The organism is Caenimonas aquaedulcis (assembly GCF_015831345.1).
Classification (GTDB): Bacteria; Pseudomonadota; Gammaproteobacteria; order Burkholderiales; family Burkholderiaceae_C; genus Ramlibacter; species Ramlibacter aquaedulcis.
On record NZ_JADWYS010000001.1, the window covers coordinates 2,315,297 to 2,337,717 of the forward strand.

The 22,421-nt window shown below is 69.5% G+C and carries 22 protein-coding genes; 7 read left to right on the forward strand and 15 right to left on the reverse strand.

Translation table 11 applies throughout. The features are described 5' to 3' along the window. Positions 1–4: 4 nt before the first annotated feature. Positions 5–484, reverse strand: a complete 480-nt coding sequence (locus I5803_RS11130) for an Lrp/AsnC ligand binding domain-containing protein (protein ID WP_196986427.1) — start codon at positions 482–484, stop codon at positions 5–7. Between the two features lie 73 nt (positions 485–557). On the opposite strand from I5803_RS11130, the gene I5803_RS11135 reads away from it, so the two are divergent. Beyond that, positions 558–3,536 (forward strand): L-glutamate gamma-semialdehyde dehydrogenase, encoded by a 2,979-nt coding sequence (locus I5803_RS11135; protein ID WP_196986428.1) that lies wholly within the window; start codon positions 558–560, stop codon positions 3,534–3,536. 61 nt (positions 3,537–3,597) lie between these two features. Continuing rightward, positions 3,598–4,332 carry an ABC transporter substrate-binding protein gene (locus I5803_RS11140; protein ID WP_196986429.1) on the forward strand — a complete coding sequence of 245 codons (735 nt, stop codon included), beginning with the start codon at positions 3,598–3,600 and terminating at the stop codon, positions 4,330–4,332. Between the two features lie 19 nt (positions 4,333–4,351). Here I5803_RS11140 and I5803_RS11145 read toward each other — a convergent pair whose 3' ends face one another. The 5 genes from I5803_RS11145 to I5803_RS11165 are packed head-to-tail and all read right to left on the reverse strand — an operon-like array spanning position 4,352 to position 9,062. Beyond that, on the reverse strand, positions 4,352–5,038 hold the full coding sequence (locus I5803_RS11145) for a class II aldolase/adducin family protein (RefSeq protein WP_196986430.1): 687 nt from the start codon (positions 5,036–5,038) through the stop codon (positions 4,352–4,354). Further along, on the reverse strand, positions 5,035–5,961 hold the full coding sequence (locus I5803_RS11150) for a GntR family transcriptional regulator (protein WP_196986431.1): 927 nt from the start codon (positions 5,959–5,961) through the stop codon (positions 5,035–5,037). The genes I5803_RS11145 and I5803_RS11150 overlap by 4 nt, the downstream gene beginning before the upstream one ends. A gap of 8 nt (positions 5,962–5,969) precedes the next feature. After that, entirely contained in the window at positions 5,970–7,241 is a 1,272-nt protein-coding gene (gene otnK, locus I5803_RS11155; protein WP_196986432.1) for a 3-oxo-tetronate kinase, read from the reverse strand. Between the two features lie 28 nt (positions 7,242–7,269). Continuing rightward, complete coding sequence (locus I5803_RS11160; RefSeq protein ID WP_196986433.1) at positions 7,270–8,343, reverse strand: isocitrate/isopropylmalate dehydrogenase family protein; 1,074 nt, start codon at positions 8,341–8,343, stop codon at positions 7,270–7,272. A gap of 29 nt (positions 8,344–8,372) precedes the next feature. Beyond that, positions 8,373–9,062: an aspartate/glutamate racemase family protein gene (locus tag I5803_RS11165; RefSeq protein ID WP_196986434.1), complete on the reverse strand. Its 690-nt coding sequence runs from the start codon at positions 9,060–9,062 to the stop codon at positions 8,373–8,375. 100 nt (positions 9,063–9,162) lie between these two features. Here I5803_RS11165 and I5803_RS11170 point away from each other — a divergent pair, with 100 nt between their 5' ends. Further along, on the forward strand, positions 9,163–10,152 hold the full coding sequence (locus tag I5803_RS11170) for a Bug family tripartite tricarboxylate transporter substrate binding protein (protein WP_196986435.1): 990 nt from the start codon (positions 9,163–9,165) through the stop codon (positions 10,150–10,152). Here the strand turns inward: I5803_RS11170 and arsC are convergent. From arsC to I5803_RS11205, 7 genes are all read right to left on the reverse strand, one after another. Next, on the reverse strand, positions 10,139–10,552 hold the full coding sequence (gene arsC / locus I5803_RS11175; protein ID WP_196986436.1) for an arsenate reductase (glutaredoxin): 414 nt from the start codon (positions 10,550–10,552) through the stop codon (positions 10,139–10,141). The two genes, I5803_RS11170 and arsC, sit on opposite strands and share 14 nt — an antisense overlap. A 19-nt stretch (positions 10,553–10,571) precedes the next feature. Then, positions 10,572–11,240 (reverse strand): aquaporin, encoded by a 669-nt coding sequence (locus tag I5803_RS11180; protein WP_196988531.1) that lies wholly within the window; start codon positions 11,238–11,240, stop codon positions 10,572–10,574. Between the two features lie 11 nt (positions 11,241–11,251). After that, complete coding sequence (locus I5803_RS11185; protein WP_196986437.1) at positions 11,252–11,704, reverse strand: ArsI/CadI family heavy metal resistance metalloenzyme; 453 nt, start codon at positions 11,702–11,704, stop codon at positions 11,252–11,254. Beyond that, positions 11,701–12,051: an ArsR/SmtB family transcription factor gene (locus tag I5803_RS11190; RefSeq protein ID WP_196986438.1), complete on the reverse strand. Its 351-nt coding sequence runs from the start codon at positions 12,049–12,051 to the stop codon at positions 11,701–11,703. The genes I5803_RS11185 and I5803_RS11190 overlap by 4 nt, the downstream gene beginning before the upstream one ends. Before the next feature lie 63 nt (positions 12,052–12,114). Next, positions 12,115–14,196 carry a TonB-dependent receptor gene (locus tag I5803_RS11195; RefSeq protein WP_354001650.1) on the reverse strand — a complete coding sequence of 694 codons (2,082 nt, stop codon included), beginning with the start codon at positions 14,194–14,196 and terminating at the stop codon, positions 12,115–12,117. A 94-nt stretch (positions 14,197–14,290) separates the two neighbouring features. Beyond that, positions 14,291–15,223, reverse strand: a complete 933-nt coding sequence (locus I5803_RS11200; RefSeq protein ID WP_196986439.1) for a Fe-Mn family superoxide dismutase — start codon at positions 15,221–15,223, stop codon at positions 14,291–14,293. Positions 15,224–15,361: 138 nt separating this feature from the next. Beyond that, a complete protein-coding gene (locus tag I5803_RS11205) occupies positions 15,362–17,278 on the reverse strand; it encodes a potassium transporter Kup (RefSeq protein WP_196986440.1) in 1,917 nt (638 codons plus the stop codon). Positions 17,279–17,397: 119 nt separating this feature from the next. Here I5803_RS11205 and I5803_RS11210 point away from each other — a divergent pair, with 119 nt between their 5' ends. From I5803_RS11210 to I5803_RS11220, 3 genes are all read left to right on the forward strand, one after another. Beyond that, positions 17,398–17,988, forward strand: coding sequence for a hypothetical protein (locus I5803_RS11210; protein ID WP_196986441.1), 591 nt, complete (start codon positions 17,398–17,400; stop codon positions 17,986–17,988). Between the two features lie 432 nt (positions 17,989–18,420). Next, positions 18,421–18,684 carry a hypothetical protein gene (locus I5803_RS11215; RefSeq protein WP_196986442.1) on the forward strand — a complete coding sequence of 88 codons (264 nt, stop codon included), beginning with the start codon at positions 18,421–18,423 and terminating at the stop codon, positions 18,682–18,684. 79 nt (positions 18,685–18,763) lie between these two features. After that, entirely contained in the window at positions 18,764–19,063 is a 300-nt protein-coding gene (locus I5803_RS11220) for a hypothetical protein (protein WP_196986443.1), read from the forward strand. Positions 19,064–19,076: 13 nt separating this feature from the next. On the opposite strand, the gene I5803_RS11225 is transcribed toward I5803_RS11220, so the two are convergent. Both I5803_RS11225 and I5803_RS11230 read right to left on the reverse strand, forming a co-directional pair. Then, positions 19,077–20,018: a Bug family tripartite tricarboxylate transporter substrate binding protein gene (locus I5803_RS11225; protein WP_196986444.1), complete on the reverse strand. Its 942-nt coding sequence runs from the start codon at positions 20,016–20,018 to the stop codon at positions 19,077–19,079. Then, on the reverse strand, positions 20,018–20,926 hold the full coding sequence (locus I5803_RS11230) for a LysR family transcriptional regulator (RefSeq protein WP_196986445.1): 909 nt from the start codon (positions 20,924–20,926) through the stop codon (positions 20,018–20,020). The genes I5803_RS11225 and I5803_RS11230 overlap by 1 nt, the downstream gene beginning before the upstream one ends. A 115-nt stretch (positions 20,927–21,041) precedes the next feature. Here I5803_RS11230 and I5803_RS11235 point away from each other — a divergent pair, with 115 nt between their 5' ends. Continuing rightward, entirely contained in the window at positions 21,042–22,409 is a 1,368-nt protein-coding gene (locus tag I5803_RS11235) for a hypothetical protein (protein WP_196986446.1), read from the forward strand. Positions 22,410–22,421 lie beyond the last annotated feature (12 nt).

The window sequence follows — 22,421 nt, forward strand, 5'->3', positions numbered from 1 at the left end:
GCAATCAGAAACCCAACGCCAGACGCGTCGTGCTCTTCACCTCTTCCATCACCGCGTAGGTGCGCGTCTCGCGCACGCCGGGCAGCTGCCACAGCACCGTGCCCGCGAAGTCTCGGTAGGCCCGCATGTCCGCCATGCGCGTCTTGAGCAGGTAGTCGAAGCCGCCCGCGACCATATGGCATTCCATGATCTCGCCGTGCACCTGGACTGCCGCCTTGAACGCCTCGAACACATTGGGCGTGGTGCGGTCCAGCAGCACCTCGACGAAGACCATCATCCCCGCGCCCAGCTTCAGCGGGTTGAGGCGCGCTTCGTAACCCAGGATGTAGCCGTCCCGGGTGAGGCGCTGGACGCGCGCCAGGACGGCGGTGGGCGAGAGCGTCACCGCCTCGGCCAGCTTGAGGTTGGACACCCGCCCGTCCTGCTGCAGGACGTTCAGGATTTTCAAGTCGATCTTGTCGATTTCGGAGCTTGCTTCCGGCATGGCTAGTGATTGGTTCGGCGAATCGCCGAAATTTAGCGTGAAATTCACTGCAAAGCCAGACACCATCGGGGGCATGACCCCATCGCCCGACCCGCTCCCGCCGCCCACCCAGCGCCTGCCCTTCCCCTACCGCCCCGAAGCCGGCGTCGTCGGCGACCGTCTGCGCTCCCTCGGTGGCGCGCTCGACTGGGCCGCCGCTGCGCAGGTCGCCCGTCCCTGGGTGGAAGCCGTGCGCCGGCACCCGCCCCCGTTCTGGGCGATGGAAAGCCTGCTGAAGGAATACCCGATCTCCAGCGCGGAGGGCCTCGCCCTCATGCGCCTGGCGGAAGCGCTGCTGCGCGTGCCCGATGCGGAGACGGCCATCGCGCTCACCGCCGACCAGCTGGGCCGCGCGGACTTCGACGGCGCCACCGACGGCGCGCTCGCACGGTTGTCGCAAACGGCGATCGCGATGTCCAAGAAATTCCTGCCGGGCGAGGAGCGCGAGCGAGGCCTCTTCGGAAAGCTCGGCGCGAAGACCGTCGTCGCCGCGACGCTTCGCGCGGTGCAGCTGCTGGGCCGGCAGTTCGTGCTCGGCCAGGACATCGGCGAGGCGATGAAGGAAGCGGATGCCGCGCGACGCCAGCAGGAGAACGTGCGCTTCTCCTACGACATGCTCGGCGAAGGCGCGCGCACCGGAGACGATGCGCTGCGCTATCTCGAGAGTTACCGCCACGCGATCGAATCGATCGCGACACGCGCGAAGGCCGACGGCCCGGTCGAGCGCAACGACGGCATTTCGATCAAGCTGAGCGCGCTGCATCCTCGCTACGAGGACGCGCAGCGCGAGCGCGTGCTGCGCGAGCTGGTGCCGCGCGTGTGGGGCCTGTGCGAGCAGGCGGCGCGCGCGAACATCAACCTCACCATCGACGCGGAGGAAGTGGACCGGCTGGAACTCTCGCTCGACGTCTTCGAGGCGCTCGCGCAGCGCATCGCGGCGCAGCACCCGCAGTGGCAGGGATTCGGGCTCGCGCTGCAGGCCTACCAGACACGCGCGCTGGAGTTGATCCAGCATGTCGCGGAAATCGCCCGCCGCTACCGACTGCGCTTCATGTGCCGCCTCGTCAAGGGCGCCTATTGGGACGCCGAAATCAAGCGCGCGCAGGAAGCCGGCCTGCCCCACTACCCGGTGTTCACGCACAAGCACCACACGGACATTTCCTACCTCGCCTGCGCGCGCGCGCTGCTCCAGGCGCAGGACGTGATCTATCCGCAGTTCGCCACGCACAACGCGGGCACCATCGCCGCCATCCTGCAGATGGCGTCGAGGACCGGCAGCGCCTTCGAACTCCAACGCCTGCACGGCATGGGCGAAGGTGTCTACCGCGAAGTGATGCGCAACCCACTCATCGCCTGCCGGGTGTACGCGCCCGTCGGCCAGCATCGCGACCTGCTCGCCTATCTCGTGCGCCGGCTGCTGGAGAACGGCGCGAACTCCTCCTTCGTCCACCAGCTCGCCGACGAATCGGTGGGCATGGACCAGCTGCTCGTCTCGCCGCTGCGCCTGGAGCCGGCGCCTTCGCTGCCCCTGCCGCTCGAGCTCTACGGCCCGCAACGCGCGAACAGCGCGGGCCTGGACCTCACGGTGGACAGCATGCGCGCGCCCCTGCTCGCGGCGCTCGGCCAGGCCAGCGCGCCGCACGTCGCGGAGAACAGCGCGCAAGACGTGGCCGCGGCCATGACGCGCTCGCTCGCCGCCTACCCCGCGTGGCGCGCGACGCCGGTGGCCACGCGCGCGGCCGTACTGCGCCGCGCAGCGGACATGATGGAAGCACGCATGCCCGCGCTGTGCGCGCTGCTGGTGAAGGAAGCGCGCAAGACCTGGGGCGACTGCGTGTCCGAGGTGCGCGAGGCGGTCGACTTCCTGCGCTACTACGCGAACGAGGCCGAGCGCATCATGCAGCCCGTCGCGATGCCTGGGCCCACGGGAGAGACCAACGAACTGCGCTTGACCCCGCGCGGCCCCTGGGTGTGCATCAGCCCCTGGAACTTTCCGCTCGCGATCTTCACCGGCCAGGTGGCGGCCGCGCTCGCCACCGGCAACACCGTGCTCGCCAAGCCCGCGGAACAGACGCCCGCGATCGCGCTCGAAGCCGTCGCGCTGCTGCACGAAGCCGGCGTGCCGAAAGACGCGCTGCAATGCCTGCACGGCCCCGGCGAAACCGTCGGCGCGGCGCTCGTTGCGCATCCGCGCGTCGCCGGCGTCGTCTTCACCGGCTCGACGCAAGTCGCCAAGATCATCCAGCGCGCCCTCGCCGACAAGGACGGCCCGATCGTCCCGCTGATCGCCGAAACGGGCGGCATCAACGCGATGCTGGTCGATTCCACCGCGCTGCCCGAGCAGGTCACCGATGCAGTCGTGCAGAGCGCCTTCCGCTCGGCGGGTCAGCGCTGCTCGGCGCTGCGCCTCCTGTGCGTGCACGAGGGCATCGCCGACGGCGTGATCGAGATGATCCAGGGCGCCGCGCGCGAGCTCGTGACGGGCGATCCCGCGCTGCTGTCCACCGACGTCGGGCCGGTCATCGACGACGAAGCCTTCGACGGATTGCAGCAGCAACTCCAGCGCCTGCATGGCGAAGCCCGGGCGCTGCTGCCGCCTTCTCCCGTCACGCCGGGGTCCCATCTCATCGCGCCGCAGGCCTTCGAGATGAACAGCATCGCCGACGTGCGCCGCGAAATCTTCGGCCCCGTGCTGCACATCGTGCGCTGGCGCGGCGACCCGCAGGCGGTCATCGACGAAGTGAATGCGCTCGGCTACGGACTCACGCTGGGCATCCAGACCCGCATCGACAGCCGCGCGGACGCGCTGGCCACGCAGGCGCACATCGGCAACGTCTACGTCAACCGCAACATGATCGGCGCCGTCGTGGGCGTGCAGCCCTTCGGCGGCGAGGGCCTGTCGGGCACCGGGCCGAAGGCCGGCGGCCCGCATTACCTGTACCGCTTTTGCGCGGAACAGACTCTCACGATCAATACGACCGCGGCGGGAGGCAACGTGCAGCTGCTGGCGTGAGGCCGCCGCAGCGGGAGCGCTTGCGGTATGGTCGCGTGATCCCTTCTACGACACCGCCGCCATGACGATCACCCCCGCCCTCCTCCGGACCTTCGCACCCACCGGCACCTTGCGCGCCTCCATCAACCTCGGCAACCCGATCCTCGCCAGCCAGGCGCCCGGCGCGGCGCAACCGCATGGCGTCTCGGTGGACCTGGCAGGTGAATTCGCGAAGCGCCTCGGCCTGCCGCTGGAGCTCGTGGTGTTCGACGCCGCGGGCAAGTCGGTCGCCGCGGTGGCCGAAGAGCGCGCGGACTTCGGCTTCTTCGCCGTCGATCCCGCGCGCGGCGAGAGCATCGCGTTCACCGCGCCTTACGTGCTGATCGAGGGCGCCTACATGGTCCGGCAGGAGTCGCCCCTGCAATCCAACGGCGAGGTGGACGTGCCGGGCCGCACGGTCGTGGTGGGCAAAGCGAGCGCGTACGACCTGTATCTCACGCGCGAGATCCGCCACGCGAGCCTCGAACGCGCCGCCACCTCCCAGGCCGTCGTCGATCACTTCATGCAGGGCGGCTTCGACGTCGCCGCCGGGGTGAAGCAGCAACTCGAATCCGATGCGCAGCGCGTGCCCGGCGTGCGCCTGCTGCCCGGGCGCTTCATGGTGATCCAGCAGGCGATGGGCCTGCCCAAGAGCCGCGGGCCCGAAGCCGCCGCGGAACTCGCGCGTTTCGTCGAGGAGATGAAGGCGAGCGGCTTCGTGGCGAAGGCTCTGCAGCGGCACGGAATCCAGGGCGCCTCCGTCGCGCCCGCTGCCTGAGTTTCTCCCGGCGGTCAGCTCACCACTGCGCGCCGAAGGTCCGGCGCAAGTCCTCGATCTGCGATTCGTCCAGCGGCCGCGCCGCGCCGCGATCGAGCACCGCGAGCTTCGCCGTCTCTTCCAGCTCCTCGAGCACCGCCATCGCCTGTGCGGGCGTGTCGTGCCAGACGTTGGGGCCGAGCCGCGAGAGCATCACCACGCGGATCGGCACGCCGCGCGCCGCATGCCGCGCAATGGCCTGGGCCACCGCATGCGCCGCAGCGGCATCGCCGGGGCGGTGATACGGGACGAGCGGCACGTGGCCCACCTTCATCACGAAATACGGGGTGATCGGCGCCAGCAGTTCGCCTTCGGGCACGCCGGGGGGCGGCGACAGGCTCGCCGCCACGCAATGCGTGCTGTGCGTGTGGATCACGCAGTGCGCGGGCTGTCCGGCGGCCGCGGTCGCGTCGTAGATGGCGCGATGCAACGCGATGGTCTTGCTCGCGCGGTCGCCGCCCGTCTGCACGCCGGCGTCGTCGAGCTTCGCGAGGCGCGCCGGGTCGAGCGTGCCCAGGCAGGCATCGGTCGGCGTGATGAGGAATCCGCCGCCATCGGCGGCGGGCAGCCGCACGCTGATGTTGCCCGCCGTCGCATGCACGTAGCCGCGCGCGAAGAGGCTCGCGCCGACGCGGCAGATCTCGTCCCTCGCCTGCGCTTCGTTCATGACGCTTCTCCCAGTTTGGTGATGCGCGCGGTGTTCAGGTGCTGGCGCAGGAACTGCGCGGCTTCCATGCGCTCGCCGCGCGCGAGCAGGTCGATCAGCGCGAGGTGCTCCTCGCATTGGCGCTGCAGGCGCGCGGCGTCCAGCCGCGTGCCGTACTCCACCACGCGGCGCATCTGGTTGATGGTGCGCAGCGACTCCAGCAGGAATCGGTTGTGCGCGCCCGCCACCAGCGTCTCGTGCAGGTGCACGCCGGCCTGGAACAGCTGCGCGGGGTTGCAACGCAGTGGCCCGCCTTCCAGCAGCGCGAGCTGCTCGCGCCGGCACTTCTCCAGCTCGGCGCGGTCGATGTCGTAGCCCGGCTCGAGGATGGCCGCGGGCTCGATGATCATGCGGAAGCGATAGCTCTCGCGGTGCGAGGCGAGGTCGTTGAGCAGCGGGCGGAAGATCCAGCCGCGCCCCGGCTTGCGATCCACCATCCCTTCGCGCGCCATGCGGTTGAGGATGCGCTGCACCGCCGGCCGCGCCAAACCGTAACGCGCCATGAGATCCGCCTCGCTGACCTCCTGCTCCAGTTTCCCGGCGATGCGGTCGTTGGCGATGCGCAGGTAGGTGGAGTCCTCGGAGTCCGCGACAGGCGCGAGGTCCAGCCGCGCCAATTTCTCGCGCGGCAGCGCGAGCTGGAAGCCGCGGTGCGGCTGCGAACTCACGACGCCCTGGCCCGCGAGGTACTGCAAGGCCTTGCGCACCGGCGAGCGGGAGACGCCGAGTTCTTCCCCCAGCGACTGCTCGGTCAGGCGGTGTCCGAGGGGGAAGTCCTCGCGGCGGATCAGCTCGACGATGCGCGAGGCGAGTGTCGGGATCAGCGCGCTCACCCGCGACGGTGCCGGCGCGAGCGGTTTGCGGGAGCTGCGGGCTGTGGCCATGGCCCGTATCAGCGCAGTAGCTCGAAGGCGTCGCGGAAGAACCCCGCCCCGCCGAAATTGCCCGACTTCAACGCCAGGTGCAGGCCTTGCGGCGCGAGCGGCGAACGCGCGTGGCACCAGGGCACGCCGGGCGCGATCTGCGGCCCGATGCGCATGCGCGCGATGCCGAGCGCCTGCACGCAGGCGCCCGAGGTTTCACCCCCCGCCACCACGAGTTGCGCGACACCGGCCCGCACCAGGCCCTGCGCGATGGCGGCCAGGGCGTTCTCCACCAGCGCACCCGCGGCTTCGACCCCCAGGCGGTCCTGCACCGCGCGCACGGACGCGGGCTCGGCCGTCGCGTAGACCAGCACCGGCCCCGCCTCCAGCCGCGAGCGGGCCCATTCCAGCGCCTGCGCCGGCACGTCCTGGCCCGCGGCCAGCTGCAGGGGATCGATCGCGAAGCCCGCGCCGCCGGAGCGCAGGAACTCCACCACCTGCGCATTCGTCGCGACGGAGCAGCTGCCCGACACGATGGCGCGCAGGCCCTGCGCGGGCGGCAGCTGCGCCGCTTCGCCCGTGCCCGCATGCAAGCCGAAATTCTGCGGCAGGCCGATCGCGATGCCCGAGCCCGCGGTGACCAGCGGCAGCCCCGCCCAGGCGGGGCCTGCGGCGATCAGTTCGTCATTGCTCGTCGCGTCGACCACCGCCATGCGAACGCCCTGCGCCCGCAGTTGTTCGATGCGTTGCGCGATGCCGGCCGGCCCGCGTGCGACGCTGCGGTAGTCGACCAGTCCGACCTTTCCCTTCGATTGCGACTGCAGGACGCGCACGAGGTTCGAATCCGTCATCGGCGTGAGCGGGTGGTTGCGCATGCCCGATTCATGCAGCAGCTCGTCGCCCACGAAGAGGTAGCCCTTGAAGACCGTGCGGCCGTTGTCCGGAAAGGCGGGGCAGGCGATGGTGAAGTCGCAGCCCAGCGCGTCCATCAGGGCTTCCGTCACCGGCCCGATGTTGCCCGCGCGCGTGGAGTCGAAGGTCGAGCAGTATTTGAAGTACACCTGCTGCACGCCCTGCGCTTGCAGCCAGCACAGCGCCTCCAGCGATTGCGCGACCGCCTGGTCCGCGGGAATGGTGCGGCTCTTGAGCGCGACCACGATGGCATCGGCCGGCTCGTCGAGCGGTGCGTCCGGCACGCCGATCGCCTGCACCACGCGCATGCCGCCGCGCACCAGGTTGTTGGCGAGGTCGGTCGCGCCGGTGAAGTCGTCCGCGATACAGCCCAGCAGGGGTCTTGTCATGGGTGCCAAGCTTATCCGGTCGCGCGGCTCAGGCGGCGGCGAGGGCCCGGGCGACCGCGGCGCCGAACGCCTTGCAGCCCATGGCGCCGCCGATGTCGCGCGTACGCGTCGCGGGGTTGGCGAGCGTCGCGTCCACCGCCGCCGACATCGCGTCGCCCGCGCGCTGCATCGCGGCGTTGCCCTGCTTGTCGCCGACCCAGCGCACCATCATCGCGACCGACAGGATCATCGAGGTCGGGTTCGCGATGTCCTGGCCCGCGATGGTCGGGGCCGAACCGTGCTGGGCCTGCGCGCAGCACAGCGTGTCGCTGGCCATGATCGAGCCGGCCAGGCCCAGGCTGCCGGAGAGTTCGCTCGCGAGGTCCGAGAGGATGTCGCCGTAGAAGTTGGTCGCGACCAGCACGTCGAAGCGCTCGGGCTCGCGCACCAGCTGCGCAGTGGAGGCATCCACCAGCAGGTCGTCCAGCGCGACCTCTGGGAAGTCCTTCGCGACATGCCGCACGGCTTCGAGAAAGAGGCCGTCTGTCATGTGGAAACTGTTGGCCTTGTGGATCGCGGTGACTTTTTTGCGGCGCGTCATCGCGAGCTCGAACGCGCGGCGCGCGATGCGTTCGCTGCAATGGCGCGTGATCTTGCGCGTGGACAGCGCCATGTCCGGGCTGGGCATGACCTCGCCCCAGCCTCGGCTCATGTTGCGGTCGGGATAGAAGCCCTCGGTCGCCTCGCGCATGATGACGAGGTCCATCGATTTGCCCTCGCGCAGGTTGGACGGCAGGAAGGGGCGCGTGCGCGCGGGGCGCACGTTCGCGTACAGGTCGAGCCCGATGCGAAACCCGGCCGAGACGTTGCGCCCGCCCTGCTCCGGCGCGGGATAGTCGGCATGCGACTGCGTGCCGAGCACGATGCCGTCGTAGCCGCGGGCCCGCGTGAGCACTTCGTCGCGAAGCGTGGTGCCGTATTCGCGCAGGCTCTCGAAGCCGACGCTGTCGTAGTCGAGTTCCAGGTGCAGGCCGAAGCGGCTGTCCGCGGCCTTCAGCACGTCCACGGTGGCGGCGACGATCTCGGGGCCGATGCCGTCGCACGGCAGCACGATGAGTTTCATGGGGATCCTTGGGGGTCGAGGGGTGGGTGTCAGTCCGCGCGCAGCGCGGTGCGCATGGCGCGCACCGCGCTGTGCGGGCTCGTGAGGACCGGGCGGCCGACGGCGGCTTCGACCGCCGCGCGCGTGGACGCCATGGAGAACTGGCCCAGCAGGAGCAGGTCGCAGCGGGAGAGCCGGTGCGCGTGCTCCAGCACCAGCCGGTCGTGCCCGGCCGCGTCCCCGGCCGAAAGCGCCTCCATCGCGCCATCGGCGCAGGCCACTTCCAGTTCCACCGACGCGCCGCGGTCCACCGCGAGCTGCACGAACTCCTCGCGCAGGCTCTGCGCCGTGGGCGCGAAGGTCGTGAGCAGGCCGACGGTGCGCGAGCCGCCGAGCTGCGCGCAACGCGCCAGGGCCTCGTCGAACATCGCCTCGTTGGGCTTGAGCGTGGGCACGCCGACGGCCTGCGCGGCGGCTTCGATCGCCGGGCCGAACGCGGAGCAGGTGAAAAGGATGCCGCGCGCGCCGCAGCCGCGCGCATAGAGCGCGAGGTCGACGAAGCGCTGCGTCATCGCTGCATTCAATTCGCCAGCCGCCGCGCGGTCCTGCGAGAGCGAATCGTCCAGCAGGTTCATGCGATTCGCCTGCGGCCACAACTCGTCGAAGGCCACCGCGACCGGCTGCACGGCCAGTGGCGTCGCGTGTATCAAGGCGATTCTTGGTGCAATGAGAGCGGCCATCTTGATGGGTACTTTCCCTATGAATGCGTTTCGGATGGATTGTATCAAGTTTATTTTTAGTACATTACAGGCTTTACAGGCCGTCGATCCGGAGACCCGCATGATCCCCCGCAGACCCTTCCTCATTCTTGCAGGCGCACTCCTCGCGCCCTTCACCGCGGCGGCGCAGGACGCGGCCCGCGCCTATCCGTCCAGGCCGATCACGCTGATCGTTCCCTATGCCGCCGGCGGCAGCTCGGACGTCCGTGCGCGGCAGGTCGGGCAGAAACTCGCCGCCTCGCTGGGCCAGCCGCTGATCGTGGACAACAAGCCCGGCGCGAACGGCAACATCGGCACGCTGGCCATCGCCAAGGCCGCGCCCGACGGCTACACCATCGGCATCGGCAACCTCGCGCCGCTCACCGTGAACCGCACGCTGATCCCCGGCACGACGCCGTTCGACCCCGCGACCGATCTCGTGCCCGTTGCGCTGATCGAGAAGGGCCCGCTGGTGCTGGTGGTCAACGACAAGTCCCCGTATCGCAACGCGCAGGAACTGCTCGCCGCGATGAAGGCGAAGCCCGGGCGCTTCAGCTACGCCTCCGCCGGGTCGGGCGGGTCATTCCACCTCGCCGGCGAAATGTTCAAGTCGGAAACGGGCGTGTTCGCCACGCACATCCCCTACCGCGGCGGCGGCCCGGCGATGAACGACATGCTGTCCGGACAGGTCGACTACATGTTCGAGATGGTGCCGTCGGCGATCGGCTACCTGAAGGCCTCGCCGCCGAAGCTGCGTGCGCTCGCGGTCGCGCACGACAGGCGGCTGCCCAGCCTGCCAGACGTCCCGACCTTCGCGGAACTCGGCATCAGGCACATGGAAATCTCGAACTGGTTCGGCATCGTGGCGCCCAAGGGCACGCCGAAGGCGATCGTCGACAAGCTCAATGCGGCGATCAACCAGGCCCTCAGGGAGCCGGATCTCGCGCTGCGCATCACCGAGCCCGGCAACGTGGTCGGCGGCGGCACGCCCGCCCAGTTCGCGGAGTTCATCGGCGCGGAAACGCAGCGCTGGGGGCAGCTCATCCGCGACAGGAACATCAAGTCGGATTGAACTTCACGACTTCGCCGTCTTCCTTGGTGAAGAGCCCGCGCTGCGGCCTCGGCAGCAGGTCCACGACCATTTCCGAGGGCCGGCACAGGCGCACGCCTTTCGCCGTCACGACGATGGGCCGGTTGATCAGGATCGGATGCGCGAGCATCGCGTCGAGCAGCTGGTCGTCGGTGACGGCGGGGTCGTCCAGACCCAGCTCGTCATAGGGCGTGCCCTTGCGCCGCATCGCGTCGCGGACGGGAACGCCCATCGCGGCGATGAGCTCCTTCAGCCGCTCGCGCGTAGGCGGGTGCTGGAGGTATTCGATGACCACCGGCTCGATGCCGGCGTTGCGGATCAGGCCCAGCGTGTTGCGGGAGGTGCCGCACTGCGGGTTGTGATAGATCGTCACTTCGTCCATTCGGCATTCTCCCTTCATGTCACCCGGCCTGCGCATCGGGCGGCCCCAGCATACGGGACACCGCCATCCCCACGGCGCCGCCTGCGAACTGCGCCGCGACGAATGCCGCTGCGCTCGCGGGCGCGATGCCCGCGAAGGTGTCGCTCATCATGCGACCGAGCACGGCCGCCGGGTTGGCGAACGAGGTGCTGGCGGTGAACCAGTACGCCGCGCCGATGTAGCTGGCGACGAGCGCAGCAGCCCTGCCCCTGGGCGCGCGCAGCACCACCACGATCAAGCCCGCCGCCGCGACAGCCTCCGCCAGCCACTGCCCCGGGCTCGCGCGCATCTTGCTGCTGGCATGCAGCAGGGACAGGTCGAACATGGCATTGGCGAGCGCGGCGCCCGCGATCGCACCGGCGAGCTGTGCGGCAATGAAGAGCGCCGTGCGCCGTGCCCGGCCTTCGCCGGCGCCGGCGACTGCGAGCACCACCGAGACCACCGGATTGAAATGCGCGCCGCTCACCGGCCCGAGCACCTCGATCAGCACGTACAGGATGAACACGGTGGCGAGCGTGTTCGCGAGCAGCGCCACGCCGGTGTTGCCCGCGCTCAGCCGCTCGGCCATGATGCCCGAGCCGATCACCGCGCACAGCAGCAGCGCGGTGCCGATGAATTCGGCGAAGAGTTCGCGCCGCAGGTTTCGCACCGGCGCCGGCTTCAGCAACACGCCTTCGCGGGTTCGGCCTTCACGTCCGGCGCCTTGCCTGCGCAGCACGAAGCACCCGCCGCGCGCGGCTGGCTGAACACGGGAATGCTGTCCAGCGTGTGGAACTGCTCCCAGGCGACGCCCTGGGGGTCGGTCACCCAGTACTTGTCGCTGCGCGCGTAGCAGCAGGTCGTCTCGCCGTCGTCCTGCAGCGTCATGTCGGCCTTCGCGGCCTGTGCGCGCATCGCCGACAGTTCTTCCTCGCTCTCGACCTGGATGCCCAGGTGGCCCACGCCCGGCGCATCGCCGCGCGTCGAGATCGCGAAGTTCACCGGCGGGTCCTGCAGCATCCACTTGGCATAGTCGCCCTCGGTGCGGGCCGGTGCGGCGTTGAACATCGCCGAATAGAACGCGATGTTCTTCGCGAGGTCGTCGACGTGCACGTGGACATGGAATCGCTTCATGATGCTTTTCTCCTGGTGGATGGTTTGGTGGGCGCGCAGCGCCCCGGTGCGACCCCGCATGCCGCGCCCTGGCAGCAATGCTCGGTCAGGTAGGACAGCAGCGCGTTCATCTGCTCGAAGTTCGCGCGGTAGATCAGGTTGCGCCCGTCCCGCTCCTGCGAAACGAGCCCGGCGTGCGTCAATTCCTTCAGGTGGAAGGACAGCGTGGCCGGCGCCGCTTCCAGCGACTCGGCCAGCTGCCCCGGCGTGAGGCCTTCCGGCCCGGCGACGACGAGCGCCTTGAAGACGCGCAGGCGCATGGCCTGGGCGAGGGCCGCGAGTTGCTGGATCGCATCTGTTTCTTCCATATTTCGATAATAGTCGAATTATGGAAACTTGCAAGGCCCTTGTCGCCCAAGGGGCTCAACGCGTCAGAAGTTGTGCGTCAAGGTCACCCGGAAGGCCCGCGGCTCCACGGGATGGAACACCCGGTCCGTGACCGGCGAGGCTTCGCCGCGCAACTGCGAATCGTAGTAATAGTCGATGTCGCTTGCCTTGCGGTTGAACAGGTTGAAGACGTCCAGCGCCACGCGCGTCTTCGCGTCGAGCTTGTACGCGACGCGCGCGTTGGTGAGCACGGTGCTCGACGAGCGCACCGAGTTGTCTTCCACGAGCGGGCGCGGCCCGAAGTAGCGCAGCTGCACGCTGCCGGACCAGGGACCCCGGTCCACGATCGTCACCCCGAGCGACACCACCTTCTCGATCGAGCCGGGGATGAAATTGCCGGCAGCGTCGTCCTGCGTGTAGCGCGAGCGGGAGATCGCGAAGTCCGCATCCAGCAGCAGGCCGTTGTCCGCGACATAGTGGTTGTTCCATTCCACGCCGTGGCGCGCGCTGGGGCGGCTCGGCGCGGTATCGCCCGCATCGCCGACGAACACCAGCTCGGACGCGATGCGCAGGCGCCAGAGCGCGACCGAACTTTGCAGGCCGGGGACGAGTTCGGTGCGCAGGCCGATTTCGCTGCCGCGCGTCTTCACGAGCGGCGTGACGGGCGTGGTCGGCAGCAGGTCTTTCGGCGTGAGCACCTGCGTGGTGCCGCGTGCGTCGTTGCTGTGGAAGCCTTCGCCCCAGTTGAGGAAGTACTCCGTCTTCGCCCAGGGCCCCACGATGAAGGACAGCTTGGGCGACGCGAGGTGGTCGCCCGCCTTGCCGGAGTTCGCGGCGATGTTGCTTGCGACATCGAAGCGGTAGCGATCCCAGCGCACGCCCGCCACGGTGCGGAACTTCTCGTGCCACTGCGTCGTGTTCTCCGCGAACACGCCCGCGCTCGTCTCGCGCACGCGGTCTTCGCGATCGAGCGAGGTCTGCACGCGCGCGGTCGTCCGGTACAGGCCGACGGGCGACACGCGGTCGTAGCGTGTCTGCAGGCCCACGCGGTTGACGGCATCGAAGCCCGCCAGCTTCATGTTCCACGTCTGGCTCAGGTTCAGTCCCGCGACGCTCCTGCGCTCCTTCTGCTCGAACTGGTCGCCGCCCACCGGGTCGTCCATGTAGTAGGTGAAGTTGCTGAAGAGGTCCAGGCGGGAGCGGATGGCGTAGGCATTGACTTCGAGGAGGCCGAGCGCATTGCGCTGCCGCATCGCGGCGGACACGCTGTAGCGCGAGCTCTCGCCGCCGTCGGTCGCATCGATCGCGCCGTAGCGGTCCACGAGGCCCGCATCCACCGCGCGTTGCGGGATCTGGTCGGTGGCGTTCCAGCGCGCGCTGTAGCCCATGGCCGTCACGTTGAAGCCTTCGTCGCGCGTGCCCTGGCTGTAGCGCAGCAGCCCGTTGAACTTGCGCAGCCTTTCGGGGTTCACCCACGGGCCGTCGTTGCGCGCGAGGTCGAGCGCATAGAGCAGCTGGCCCGCGCCGGCCGCGGTGGACTTTGCCAGCAGCGCGCGCGTGTAGCGGTTCTGCCCGAGCGTGAGCGAGGCGATGCCTGCGGGCAATGTGTCCATGAGGCGCAGGTGCGCGGCGCCCGCCGACGCGAAGTCGCCCTCTTCCGCGTAGTACGGCCCCTTGCGGTAGTCGATGCGCGAGACGAGTTCGGGGATCAGGAAGTTGAGGTCCGTGTAGCCCTGCCCGTGCGCATGGCTGCGCATGTTGACGGGCATGCCGTCGACGAAGGTGGCGAAGTCGGTGCCGTGGTCGAGGTTGAAGCCGCGCAGGTAGTACTGGTTGGCCTTGCCGTCGCCGCTGTGCTGGCTCACGATCAGCCCGGGCACGAATTCCAGGATCTCCCCGGTGCGCTCCGTCGGGCGCGTCGCGATCAGGCGCGCGCTCACGCTGCCCTGGCTCGCGGCGTCCGACGAGCCGACGGCGTTGTCGTAGTTGCCGCGGATCTCGACCGGCGCCAGCGTGGAGCCGACGGACTGCGCGAAGGTGGATGCGGCGGCGCAAGCCGCGAAGGCCGCCATGGCGACGGCATGCGGGCGCCCTGCCCGCCGGGAGGCGATCGATGTGTGTGTCACGGGAGAAGCGAAGGGCGTTGAATCGCCCCGGTCAATGGGTGCGGCGATTATTTCACGCCGTGCGCGAACCCATCGAACGCCGTGAAGCTTCCGGTCAGGAGGCCGCCTTGTCGGCGAGCGGCAATCCGGCGCCCTTCCAGCCGTCGATCCCGCCGCGCATGAACTTCGCGTTCACCCCCTGGGCACGCAAGCGCAGGGCCGTGCTGCGCCCCACTTCGTGTCCATAGACGCAATAGACGACGACTTCCCTGTCCTTCGGCAGGCTGGCGCCCCACGCTCCGACGGCCGCCGGGTCGTGCCACGTGGCCCCGGGAATGACCTGCCCGGCCTGTTCGTACACGCCCGCGCGCCGGACGTCGACCAACTGCGCATCGGCGATCTCCGAGCGCTCCACCGCCAACGCTTCGGTCGCGCCATGCACGGCGGACTGGTAGCGGGCATAGACGGCATCCCAATCGATGTTCTTCATGAAAGCGTCCACCCAGGCGCCGGCCTGCGCGCCGAAGTCCATGTGGTACGCATGCTCGTACATGTCGAGGGCCAGGATCGGCACGCCTCCTGCGATCGCGTGCGTGTGGTCGGCCGCCCACTGGTTGACGAGCGTCCCGTCGCGCGGCTGGAAGCACAGCAGCACCCAGCCCGAGCCGCCGCCCAGGGCCTTGCCCATTGCGACGAACTCCTCGCGCCAACGCTCGATGCCGGCGAAACTCGCGGTGAGCGCGAGCGCCATGGCAGGCTGCATGGTGACGCCATCGCCGCCCAGCGACGCGAAGTGCAGCTCGTGCAGCAGCATCGAGTTGGTGGCGATGAGTTCCTCGCGCTTGAGCCCGTTGAGCTGGAAGCCCGGGGCCGTGGCGAACTCCAGTGCCGCCAATTCGGCGCGGATCGCGTTCAGGCGTTTGACCGCACCGCCGTAGTTGTTCTCGTGGTGGCTGCGCACGATCTTTTCGGACAAGCCATGGAGCCTGGCCGGATCGACCGGGAGGGGTTGGGTGCGCAGTTCGGAAGCGGGATATGGATTGGACAAGCGAAGTCTCCTAACAGGGCCCGACGGCCCTGGATCAGGAGCAGAGCTTGGACGGCGGAGCCGTCTGGGGTTCGGGGAGTCTGCTCGTGTCCCCGCTGCGCCATTCTAATCACGGGCCGCCACGACACCGCGACCCGGTCAGGCGGTGCGCCGGCCCATCTCCACCACCCGATTTGAAGGCAGGCCGAAGTAGTCCGACGCGCGCCCTGCATTGCGATGCAGCCACACGTACAGCACGCGGCGCGCGCGGCCGAGCCCGGCCATGTGCGCCGGCAGCGTCGTCTCGCGCGAGGTGAAGTAGGAGGTCGTCATCGCCTCGATGGGAATGCCCTTCTGGTAGGACAGCAGCTTCATGAACGCGGGCACGTCGGGCGTTTCCATGAAGCCATGGCGCGCCGTGACCTGCCACACGCCCAGGCCCATGTCGCGCACCTGCAGGCGTTCGGCGAAGTCCACGCGCGGGGTGTCGCTCGCCTGCACCTGCAGCACGATCACGCGTTCGTGCAGCACCTGGTTGTGCTTGAGGTTGTGCAACAGGGCGTGCGGCGCGGCATCGGGCTCCGCGGTGAGGAACACCGCCGTGCCGCGCACGCGGTGCGGCGGTTGCACCGCGAGCGCTTGCACGAACGGCCCCAGTTCCACGCGCTCCGCGAGGGCAGCCTCGCGGGTCAGGCTGCGGCCGCGCGACCAGGTGGTGAAGACCACGAGGATCAGCGCGGCGACCACCAGCGGCAGCCAGCCGCCCTCGGCGATCTTCAGGCTGTTCGCGAGCACGAACAGCACATCGACCGCGAGCAGCGCGCCCGCGCCGGCAGCGACGAGCCAGACGTTCCAGCGCCAGAGGCGCAGCGCGACGACCATCGCCAGCAGCGTGGTCGTCACCATCGTGATCGACACCGCGATCCCGTAGGCCGCGGACAGCGAGGAGGAATTGCCGAAGCCGACCACGATGGCGAGGACCCCGGCCATCAGCAGCCAGTTCACGACGGGCAGGTAGACCTGTCCCATGGCGTCACCCGAGGTCTGCACCACGCGCAGGCGCGGCAGGTAGCCCATGCGCATGGCCTGCACGGTGAGAGAGAAGGCGCCGGAGATCACCGCCTGCGATGCGATCACCGTCGCCGCCGACGCCAGCACCACCATCGGCATCACGCCCCAGGACGGCACCATGCGGAAGAAGGGGTTGTCGATGGCGGTGGCGTCGTGCAGCACCAGCGCGCCCTGCCCGAAGTAGTTGATGACCAGCGCGGGCAGCGCGACCAGGAACCACGCCTGCCGGATCGCGGAAGCGCCGAAATGGCCCATGTCGGCGTAGAGCGCCTCGCCGCCCGTCACCGCGAGGAACACGGAGCCCAGCACCGCGAGCGATTGCCCTGGATGGTCCGCGAGGAATCGCGCTGCCCACAGCGGGTTCACCGCCTGCAGCACTTCGGGCGCCATCGCGATCTGGCGCAGGCCGAGGCAGGCGAGCGTGCCGAACCACAGCAGCATCACCGGCCCGAACACCTTGCCGACCAGGCCGGTGCCGAAGCGCTGCACCGCGAAGAGCGCGACGAGGATGCCCAGAGACAGGGGCACCACGTACTTCTCGAAGGCCGGCGTCGCGACGTTGAGTCCTTCCACGGCGGACAGCACGGAGACGGCCGGCGTGATGAGGCTGTCGCCGTAGAACATCGCCGTGCCCACCAGCCCGAGCGCGCCGATGACGCCCAGCGGCCAGCCCTTCGCGTCGCGCCCGCCGACCGCGTGCCTGGCCAGCGCCTGCAACGCAAGGATGCCGCCTTCGCCGTCGTAGCCTGCGCGCAGCACGAAGAGCACGTATTTGAGGGTGACGACGATCGTCAGCGCCCAGAACACCATCGAGAGCAGTCCGAGGACGGCGTTCGCATCGAGCGGCACGCCGTGCGCCGGGTTCAGGCATTCCTTGAAGGCGTAGAGGGGGGAGGTGCCGATGTCGCCGTAGACGACGCCCAGTGCGGCCAGGGCAATCGCAGGACGCAGGGATGCGGCTGCGGGAGAAGAGCCGCGCGGCGGCTCGAGGGTCAGGGCATTCATTCCAGAGGCCGGAAGTTAACCGGCTGGGAAGCTTACGCCTGATTTTTGTGCGCCGCAACATGCGTGTGGCCAGCCATTCGGTGCATAAGGTGATGCACGAAGCTTTATCATTGCCCTTCATGCACACCGCCCCGCGAGACATCGCCCAGGTCCGTATGGACAATGCGCTCGCCCTCTTCGACGAGTTCGTCCGCAATACCGTCAAGGATCCCGACGCCGCCACCTTGCGCGGATTGGAAAGGCGTTTCGCGGAGCGCCTGCAGATCCAGCCCAGCTACTGGAGCCAGGTCAAGGGCCGCTCGCGGCAGATCGGCGAGCGCCTCGCCCGCCAGTTCGAGCAATTGTCGAAGAAGCCCAACGGCTGGATGGATGTCCCGCACGGCCCCGCAGGCGCAGCGTCGCCTTCGCCGGCCCCTGGCGCACAGGCTTCCCCGCCTCTGCCTGCCGAGAGCCCGCTGCCGCAGGACGACGACGAGCGCTTCATCGTCGGGTTGGTGCTCACTTACTACCGGCGCCACCCGCAGCGCGCCCGGACGCGCCTGCTGGACCTGCTCGGCGAAGTGCTGGTGCCCGCCGTGCCGCCGGTCCCGCCCGTGCCTTCCACGCCCACGCCTCCGCAGCGGGCGCCGGGCGCTTGGCCGCAGGACGAGCCCGACGATCTCTGGAAGCGCACGCAGGCCGGCATCGCGCCGCTCAAGCGCAAGCGCTGACCTGCTCGTCTGCGAAAGGTTGTGGCGCGCGCGACACACGCGCCCGCGCCGCCGCGCGCCTGTGATGAATTTCACTTGTGTACTGATAATCGAATGTTTATCATTTGCGCAAGCCGTCGGAAATTCCTGCGGTGAAGCCCTCCCTTCCACCCAGCCCGCGTCCATGTCTTTCCAAGCCCTGTCCCGATCGAACGTCTCGCTCCGCTGCGTCGCAGCCGGTGCGCAGCTTTCGCTCCACGGCTTCGGAATCCGTGCCCTGCGAGCACAACTCCCCCGCGGCGCCGGACCGCCCAGCTGCTGAACCCTTGCAGTTGGACCCAGCGGCCCGGTGGCATTTCGTCCCGGGCCGTTTGCTTTTGGCGGCGGCCCTTTTGAGCCCTGAAACCCGGGGCGCTTCGCTCACGAGGCGCGGCGTCCCCCACGGAGACTTCGATGACCAAGACCTTGAGCTGGGCCCCCGCCGAAGCGGCCCGTCCCTTCAGCGCCACGCTGTTGCACCTCCTCGCCGCCTTGCTGCGCGGCGCGAGCGAGATGCTCGACCGTGTCGCTGCCCGCGAAAGCGCGCGCGAGGCGGCGCGCGCGATGCACGGTGTCGTGGAGTTCCACGCCCTCCACCGTGACGCCGGCGCCCCCGAAGGCGCGCTGTACGTCAACGGCGAACTGGTCGGTTTCATCGCAGGTGTGAAGCGCCTGTGAAACCCGCCCGCAACCCTCATGCCCCGGCGGCTTCGGCCCCCGGGGTTTTTTTTCGCCCGGGATGCGATCATCCGCAGGCATGACTTACCAGCTCACCCTTTTCCAGGCCGACGTCTCACCCGAAGAACTGCGCAAGGCCGAGCGGCTCTTTCGCGACACGCTCGAAGCCGCTCTGGGCTCCCCCGAGCTGGTCGCGCCCGTGTACCTCGCCTGGCAGCGCATCGTCGGCACCTACGGCGAATCGCCCGACCTGGAATTGCTGAGCGACGCCGAGCGCGTGGTCGTGGAGCAGTGGCAGGCTGCCGAACTCGCGGCGGTGAGCGCGGTGTTCGGGCCGAACCGCTACATGGGCGACGCGATGTTCGAGATCCGCGTGTAGGTCCCGCGCAAGGTCAACGCGCCGGCATGCTCGCCGCCAGCCGCGCATTGGCCCGCGACTCCCGCTCTATCGCGCGCACGAAGTCCGCTGCGCTTCCCGTCGCGGGGAGGTTGCCGCCATCGATCAGGACCTGGCGGAACTCGGGCTGCGCCAGCACCTGCGCGCACGCCGCATTCAACCGCGCGACGACGCCCCCCGACGTGCCGTCCGGAGCGAACAACCCGAACAGCGAGCTGAGGTTCGCCCCCGGGCAGCCGAGCTCCGTGAAGGTCGGCAGCGACGGCAGCAGGGGCGAGCGCTGCGGCGCGCCCAGCGCCAGCGCGTGCAGCTGGCCGCTGCGCACGTAATCGATCTGCAAGGGCGCGAGGTTGGTGGACAGGAGCTCGAAGCGCCCCGCCAGCGCGTCCTGCAATTGCGGCGCGCCGCCCGAGTAGGGCACGTGCACGACGTCCACGCGCATCTCGCGCTTGACCTGCTCGACCGCGAGATGCCCGATGGTCGCGATGCCCGACGTGGCCCAGCGCAGCGTGCCTGGATGCTCGCGGGCCTGCGTCACCATGTCCGCGAAACTGCGCGCCGCGAGCGCGGAGGTGCCCACGAGCAGCAGTGGCGTGTGCATCACGCCGCTCACCGGCACCACGCGCGGCGCGGGCCGGCCGAAGTAGTGCGAGAGCGCGATGGGACTGATCGCGCTGAAGCCCAGCGTGCGCCCGTCCGGCGCAGCGCGCGACACGGCGGCCAGTGCCACGCTCCCGCCGGCGCCCGCCTGGTTTTCCACGATCACGGTCGCATCCAGGATCGGCGCGAGCTTGATTGCCAGCAGTCGCGCGATGCGGTCGCTGATGCCGCCCGGCGGATAGGCCACGACGATGCGCAGGGTGGACGCCGCGTGCGCGGGCCATGCCATCGCGGTGCCCGAGGCGCCGGCCCATGCGATCAGCTGCCGCCTGCGCATCACTTGCTCCTGACCGCGGCGGTGGCGCGTGCGAGTTCGACGAACGAACGCAGCGCGCCGTGGCAGTCCGCTTCGCGAAACACCAGCGTGAGCGGCGCGTCGAGGCTGCTTGCGCCTTCCAGCGGCCGGTATTCCAGCGCCTGCGCGTGCACGCCCTGCATGGACGCAGGCACGACGGTGATGCCCTCCCCCGCCGCGACGAGGTTGAGCGCGGTCATCATGCGGCCGACCTCGTGCGCCACGACCGGCGTGAAGCCCTGCTTCTCGCACAGCGAGAGCAGGTTCGCGTAGAGGCCCGCCGCGCCGCTTTGCCGCACGAGGATGAAGCGCTCGTCCTTCAGCTGCGTCAGCGGCAGCGCGCGCGCCTTGCGCTTGAGCAGGCGATGGCCCACCGGCAACGCGACGAGCACCGGCTCCCGCGCAAGCGTTTCGAAAACGAGCCCCGCCGGCCGCGCGACAGGCACGCGCAGGAAGCCGCAATGCAGGCGCCCTGTCGCGAGCGATTCGGTCAGGCCCGCCGCATGGTCTTCGGCGATCTGCAGCGCGATGTCCGGAAAGGCGCGGCGGCTTTCGCGCAGGACCTTGGGCGTCAGGGCGTGCGCCGCGGCGGACGAGGTGTAGCCGACCGCGAGCACGCCCGCATGCCCGGCGGCGACGGCGCGCATGCGCGTCTTCACCGCCTCCGCGTCGCCCAGCAGGCGGCGGCTGTCGACGAGCAGGAGCTCGCCGCTGTCGGTGAGCGTCACGCCCTTGGGATGCCGCACGAACAGGGTGGTGCCCAGGCTCTCCTCCAGCGCGCGGATCTGCTGGCTGAGCGGCGGCTGCTGCATGCCCAGCCGCGCGGCCGCGCGCGTGATGTGACCCGTCTCGGCGACGGCCACGAAGTAGCGGAGTGATTTCAGGTCCATGCGGCGGGCCGGCAGAGCATATGTTTTTCGTCTGCAGATGGGCGTTTCATTGTATTTGCATTAATGAAGACGGTCTCTTATCTTTGCGCCCAAGAACAACGTTGGAGACAAGAACATGCAGTCCCGTTCCATCCTGGCCGCCCTGTCGCTGCTCGCCCTCGCGGGCTGCGCCACGCAGGGCCCGCCGGCTCAGCCACGCGCAAGCGCCACCCTCCCCGCCACGGTCGAGCAGGCGCCGCAGGCGGTGGCTTGCCCTGCCGCCGTGCCCGCCACGACGCGCTGCCTGACGGGCAAGGACTCGGCCGGTGCGTATTACCTCATCGCGATGCCTGCGCAATGGAACGGCACGCTGGTGATGCATTCGCACGGCGGCCCGGCGCTCGGCGCGCCCAGGCTCGAGCGCAGCGTCGAGGACCTGGAGCGCTGGGCCATCGTCGTGAAGGCAGGCTACGCGTGGGCCGGCTCCACGTTCCGGCAGGGCGGCGTGGCGGTGCGCGCCGCGGCCGAGGACACCGAGCGGCTGCGCCGCATCTTCGTCTCGCAGGTCGCCAGGCCCAAGCTCACGATCCTGCACGGCCAGTCCTGGGGCGCGAGCGTCGCGGCCGTCGGCGCGTCGATGTTCACGGACGATGGCAGCGGCCGCCGCCCCTACGACGGCGTGCTGCTCTCCAGCGGCGTTCTCGCGGGCGGCTCGACCGCATACGACTTCCGCATCGACCTGCGCGTGATCTACCAATCGCTCTGCGGCAACCATCCGCGGCCCGACGAGCCGCAATACCCGATGTCCATCGGCTTGCCGGCAGGCTCGAAGCTCAGCAGCAACGACCTTCGCGACCGCGTGAACGCCTGCCTGGGCCTCGACAAACCCGCGGCGCAGCGCACGCCCGAGCAGCAGCGCAAGGTCAAGACCATCGTCGACGTGGTGAAGATTCCCGCGAGCTCGATCGCGGGCCACCTCGCGTGGGCCACCTTCCACTTCCAGGACGTGGTGCAGCTGCGCACCGGCGGCCGCAGCCCCTTCGGCAACATGGGCGTGAAGTACAGCGGATCGCCCGATGACGCCGCGCTGAACGCAAGTGTCGCCCGCTACGCCGCCGACCCGCAGGCCGTCGCGACCTTCGCGGCCGACACGGACCCGGACGGCCGCATCCCGGTGCCCGTGCTCACGGTGCACGGCATCGACGACCCGACGGCCTTCGTCGAGATGGACGACAGCTTCCTTCGCACCATGCAGAAGGCCGGCACGGCCTCGCACCTGGTGCAGACCTTCACCGCCGACAACACGCACAGCTACCTGAGCGACCCGGTGTACCCGACGTTGCTCGCGGCCTTGAGCAGCTGGGTGCAGGGCGGCGCGAAGCCCACGCCGGAACAGATCGCCGAGCAGTGCGCGCAGTTCGAGCCGGCTTTCGGCGCGGGCTGCCGCTTCCGCCCGCAGTTCCATCCCGCGCCGCTCGCGAGCCGCGTCCCGCCGCGTTCCTAGACATCCCAGGAG

What these genes read in the sequence shown, in the direction of transcription:
- I5803_RS11205 (WP_196986440.1), bottom strand. Translation starts at nt 17,278, where the DNA reads ATGAATGCCCTGACCCTCGAGCCGCCGCGCGGCTCTTCTCCCGCAGCC.
- I5803_RS11170 (WP_196986435.1), top strand. Translation starts at nt 9,163, where the DNA reads ATGATCCCCCGCAGACCCTTCCTCATTCTTGCAGGCGCACTCCTCGCG.
- I5803_RS11135 (WP_196986428.1), top strand. Translation starts at nt 558, where the DNA reads ATGACCCCATCGCCCGACCCGCTCCCGCCGCCCACCCAGCGCCTGCCC.
- I5803_RS11160 (WP_196986433.1), bottom strand. Translation starts at nt 8,343, where the DNA reads ATGAAACTCATCGTGCTGCCGTGCGACGGCATCGGCCCCGAGATCGTC.
- I5803_RS11225 (WP_196986444.1), bottom strand. Translation starts at nt 20,018, where the DNA reads ATGCGCAGGCGGCAGCTGATCGCATGGGCCGGCGCCTCGGGCACCGCG.
- I5803_RS11130 (WP_196986427.1), bottom strand. Translation starts at nt 484, where the DNA reads ATGCCGGAAGCAAGCTCCGAAATCGACAAGATCGACTTGAAAATCCTG.
- otnK (WP_196986432.1), bottom strand. Translation starts at nt 7,241, where the DNA reads ATGACAAGACCCCTGCTGGGCTGTATCGCGGACGACTTCACCGGCGCG.
- I5803_RS11210 (WP_196986441.1), top strand. Translation starts at nt 17,398, where the DNA reads ATGCACACCGCCCCGCGAGACATCGCCCAGGTCCGTATGGACAATGCG.
- I5803_RS11230 (WP_196986445.1), bottom strand. Translation starts at nt 20,926, where the DNA reads ATGGACCTGAAATCACTCCGCTACTTCGTGGCCGTCGCCGAGACGGGT.
- I5803_RS11185 (WP_196986437.1), bottom strand. Translation starts at nt 11,704, where the DNA reads ATGAAGCGATTCCATGTCCACGTGCACGTCGACGACCTCGCGAAGAAC.
- I5803_RS11220 (WP_196986443.1), top strand. Translation starts at nt 18,764, where the DNA reads ATGACTTACCAGCTCACCCTTTTCCAGGCCGACGTCTCACCCGAAGAA.
- I5803_RS11235 (WP_196986446.1), top strand. Translation starts at nt 21,042, where the DNA reads ATGCAGTCCCGTTCCATCCTGGCCGCCCTGTCGCTGCTCGCCCTCGCG.
- I5803_RS11215 (WP_196986442.1), top strand. Translation starts at nt 18,421, where the DNA reads ATGACCAAGACCTTGAGCTGGGCCCCCGCCGAAGCGGCCCGTCCCTTC.
- I5803_RS11145 (WP_196986430.1), bottom strand. Translation starts at nt 5,038, where the DNA reads ATGAACGAAGCGCAGGCGAGGGACGAGATCTGCCGCGTCGGCGCGAGC.
- I5803_RS11190 (WP_196986438.1), bottom strand. Translation starts at nt 12,051, where the DNA reads ATGGAAGAAACAGATGCGATCCAGCAACTCGCGGCCCTCGCCCAGGCC.
- I5803_RS11150 (WP_196986431.1), bottom strand. Translation starts at nt 5,961, where the DNA reads ATGGCCACAGCCCGCAGCTCCCGCAAACCGCTCGCGCCGGCACCGTCG.
- I5803_RS11165 (WP_196986434.1), bottom strand. Translation starts at nt 9,062, where the DNA reads ATGGCCGCTCTCATTGCACCAAGAATCGCCTTGATACACGCGACGCCA.
- I5803_RS11140 (WP_196986429.1), top strand. Translation starts at nt 3,598, where the DNA reads ATGACGATCACCCCCGCCCTCCTCCGGACCTTCGCACCCACCGGCACC.
- arsC (WP_196986436.1), bottom strand. Translation starts at nt 10,552, where the DNA reads ATGGACGAAGTGACGATCTATCACAACCCGCAGTGCGGCACCTCCCGC.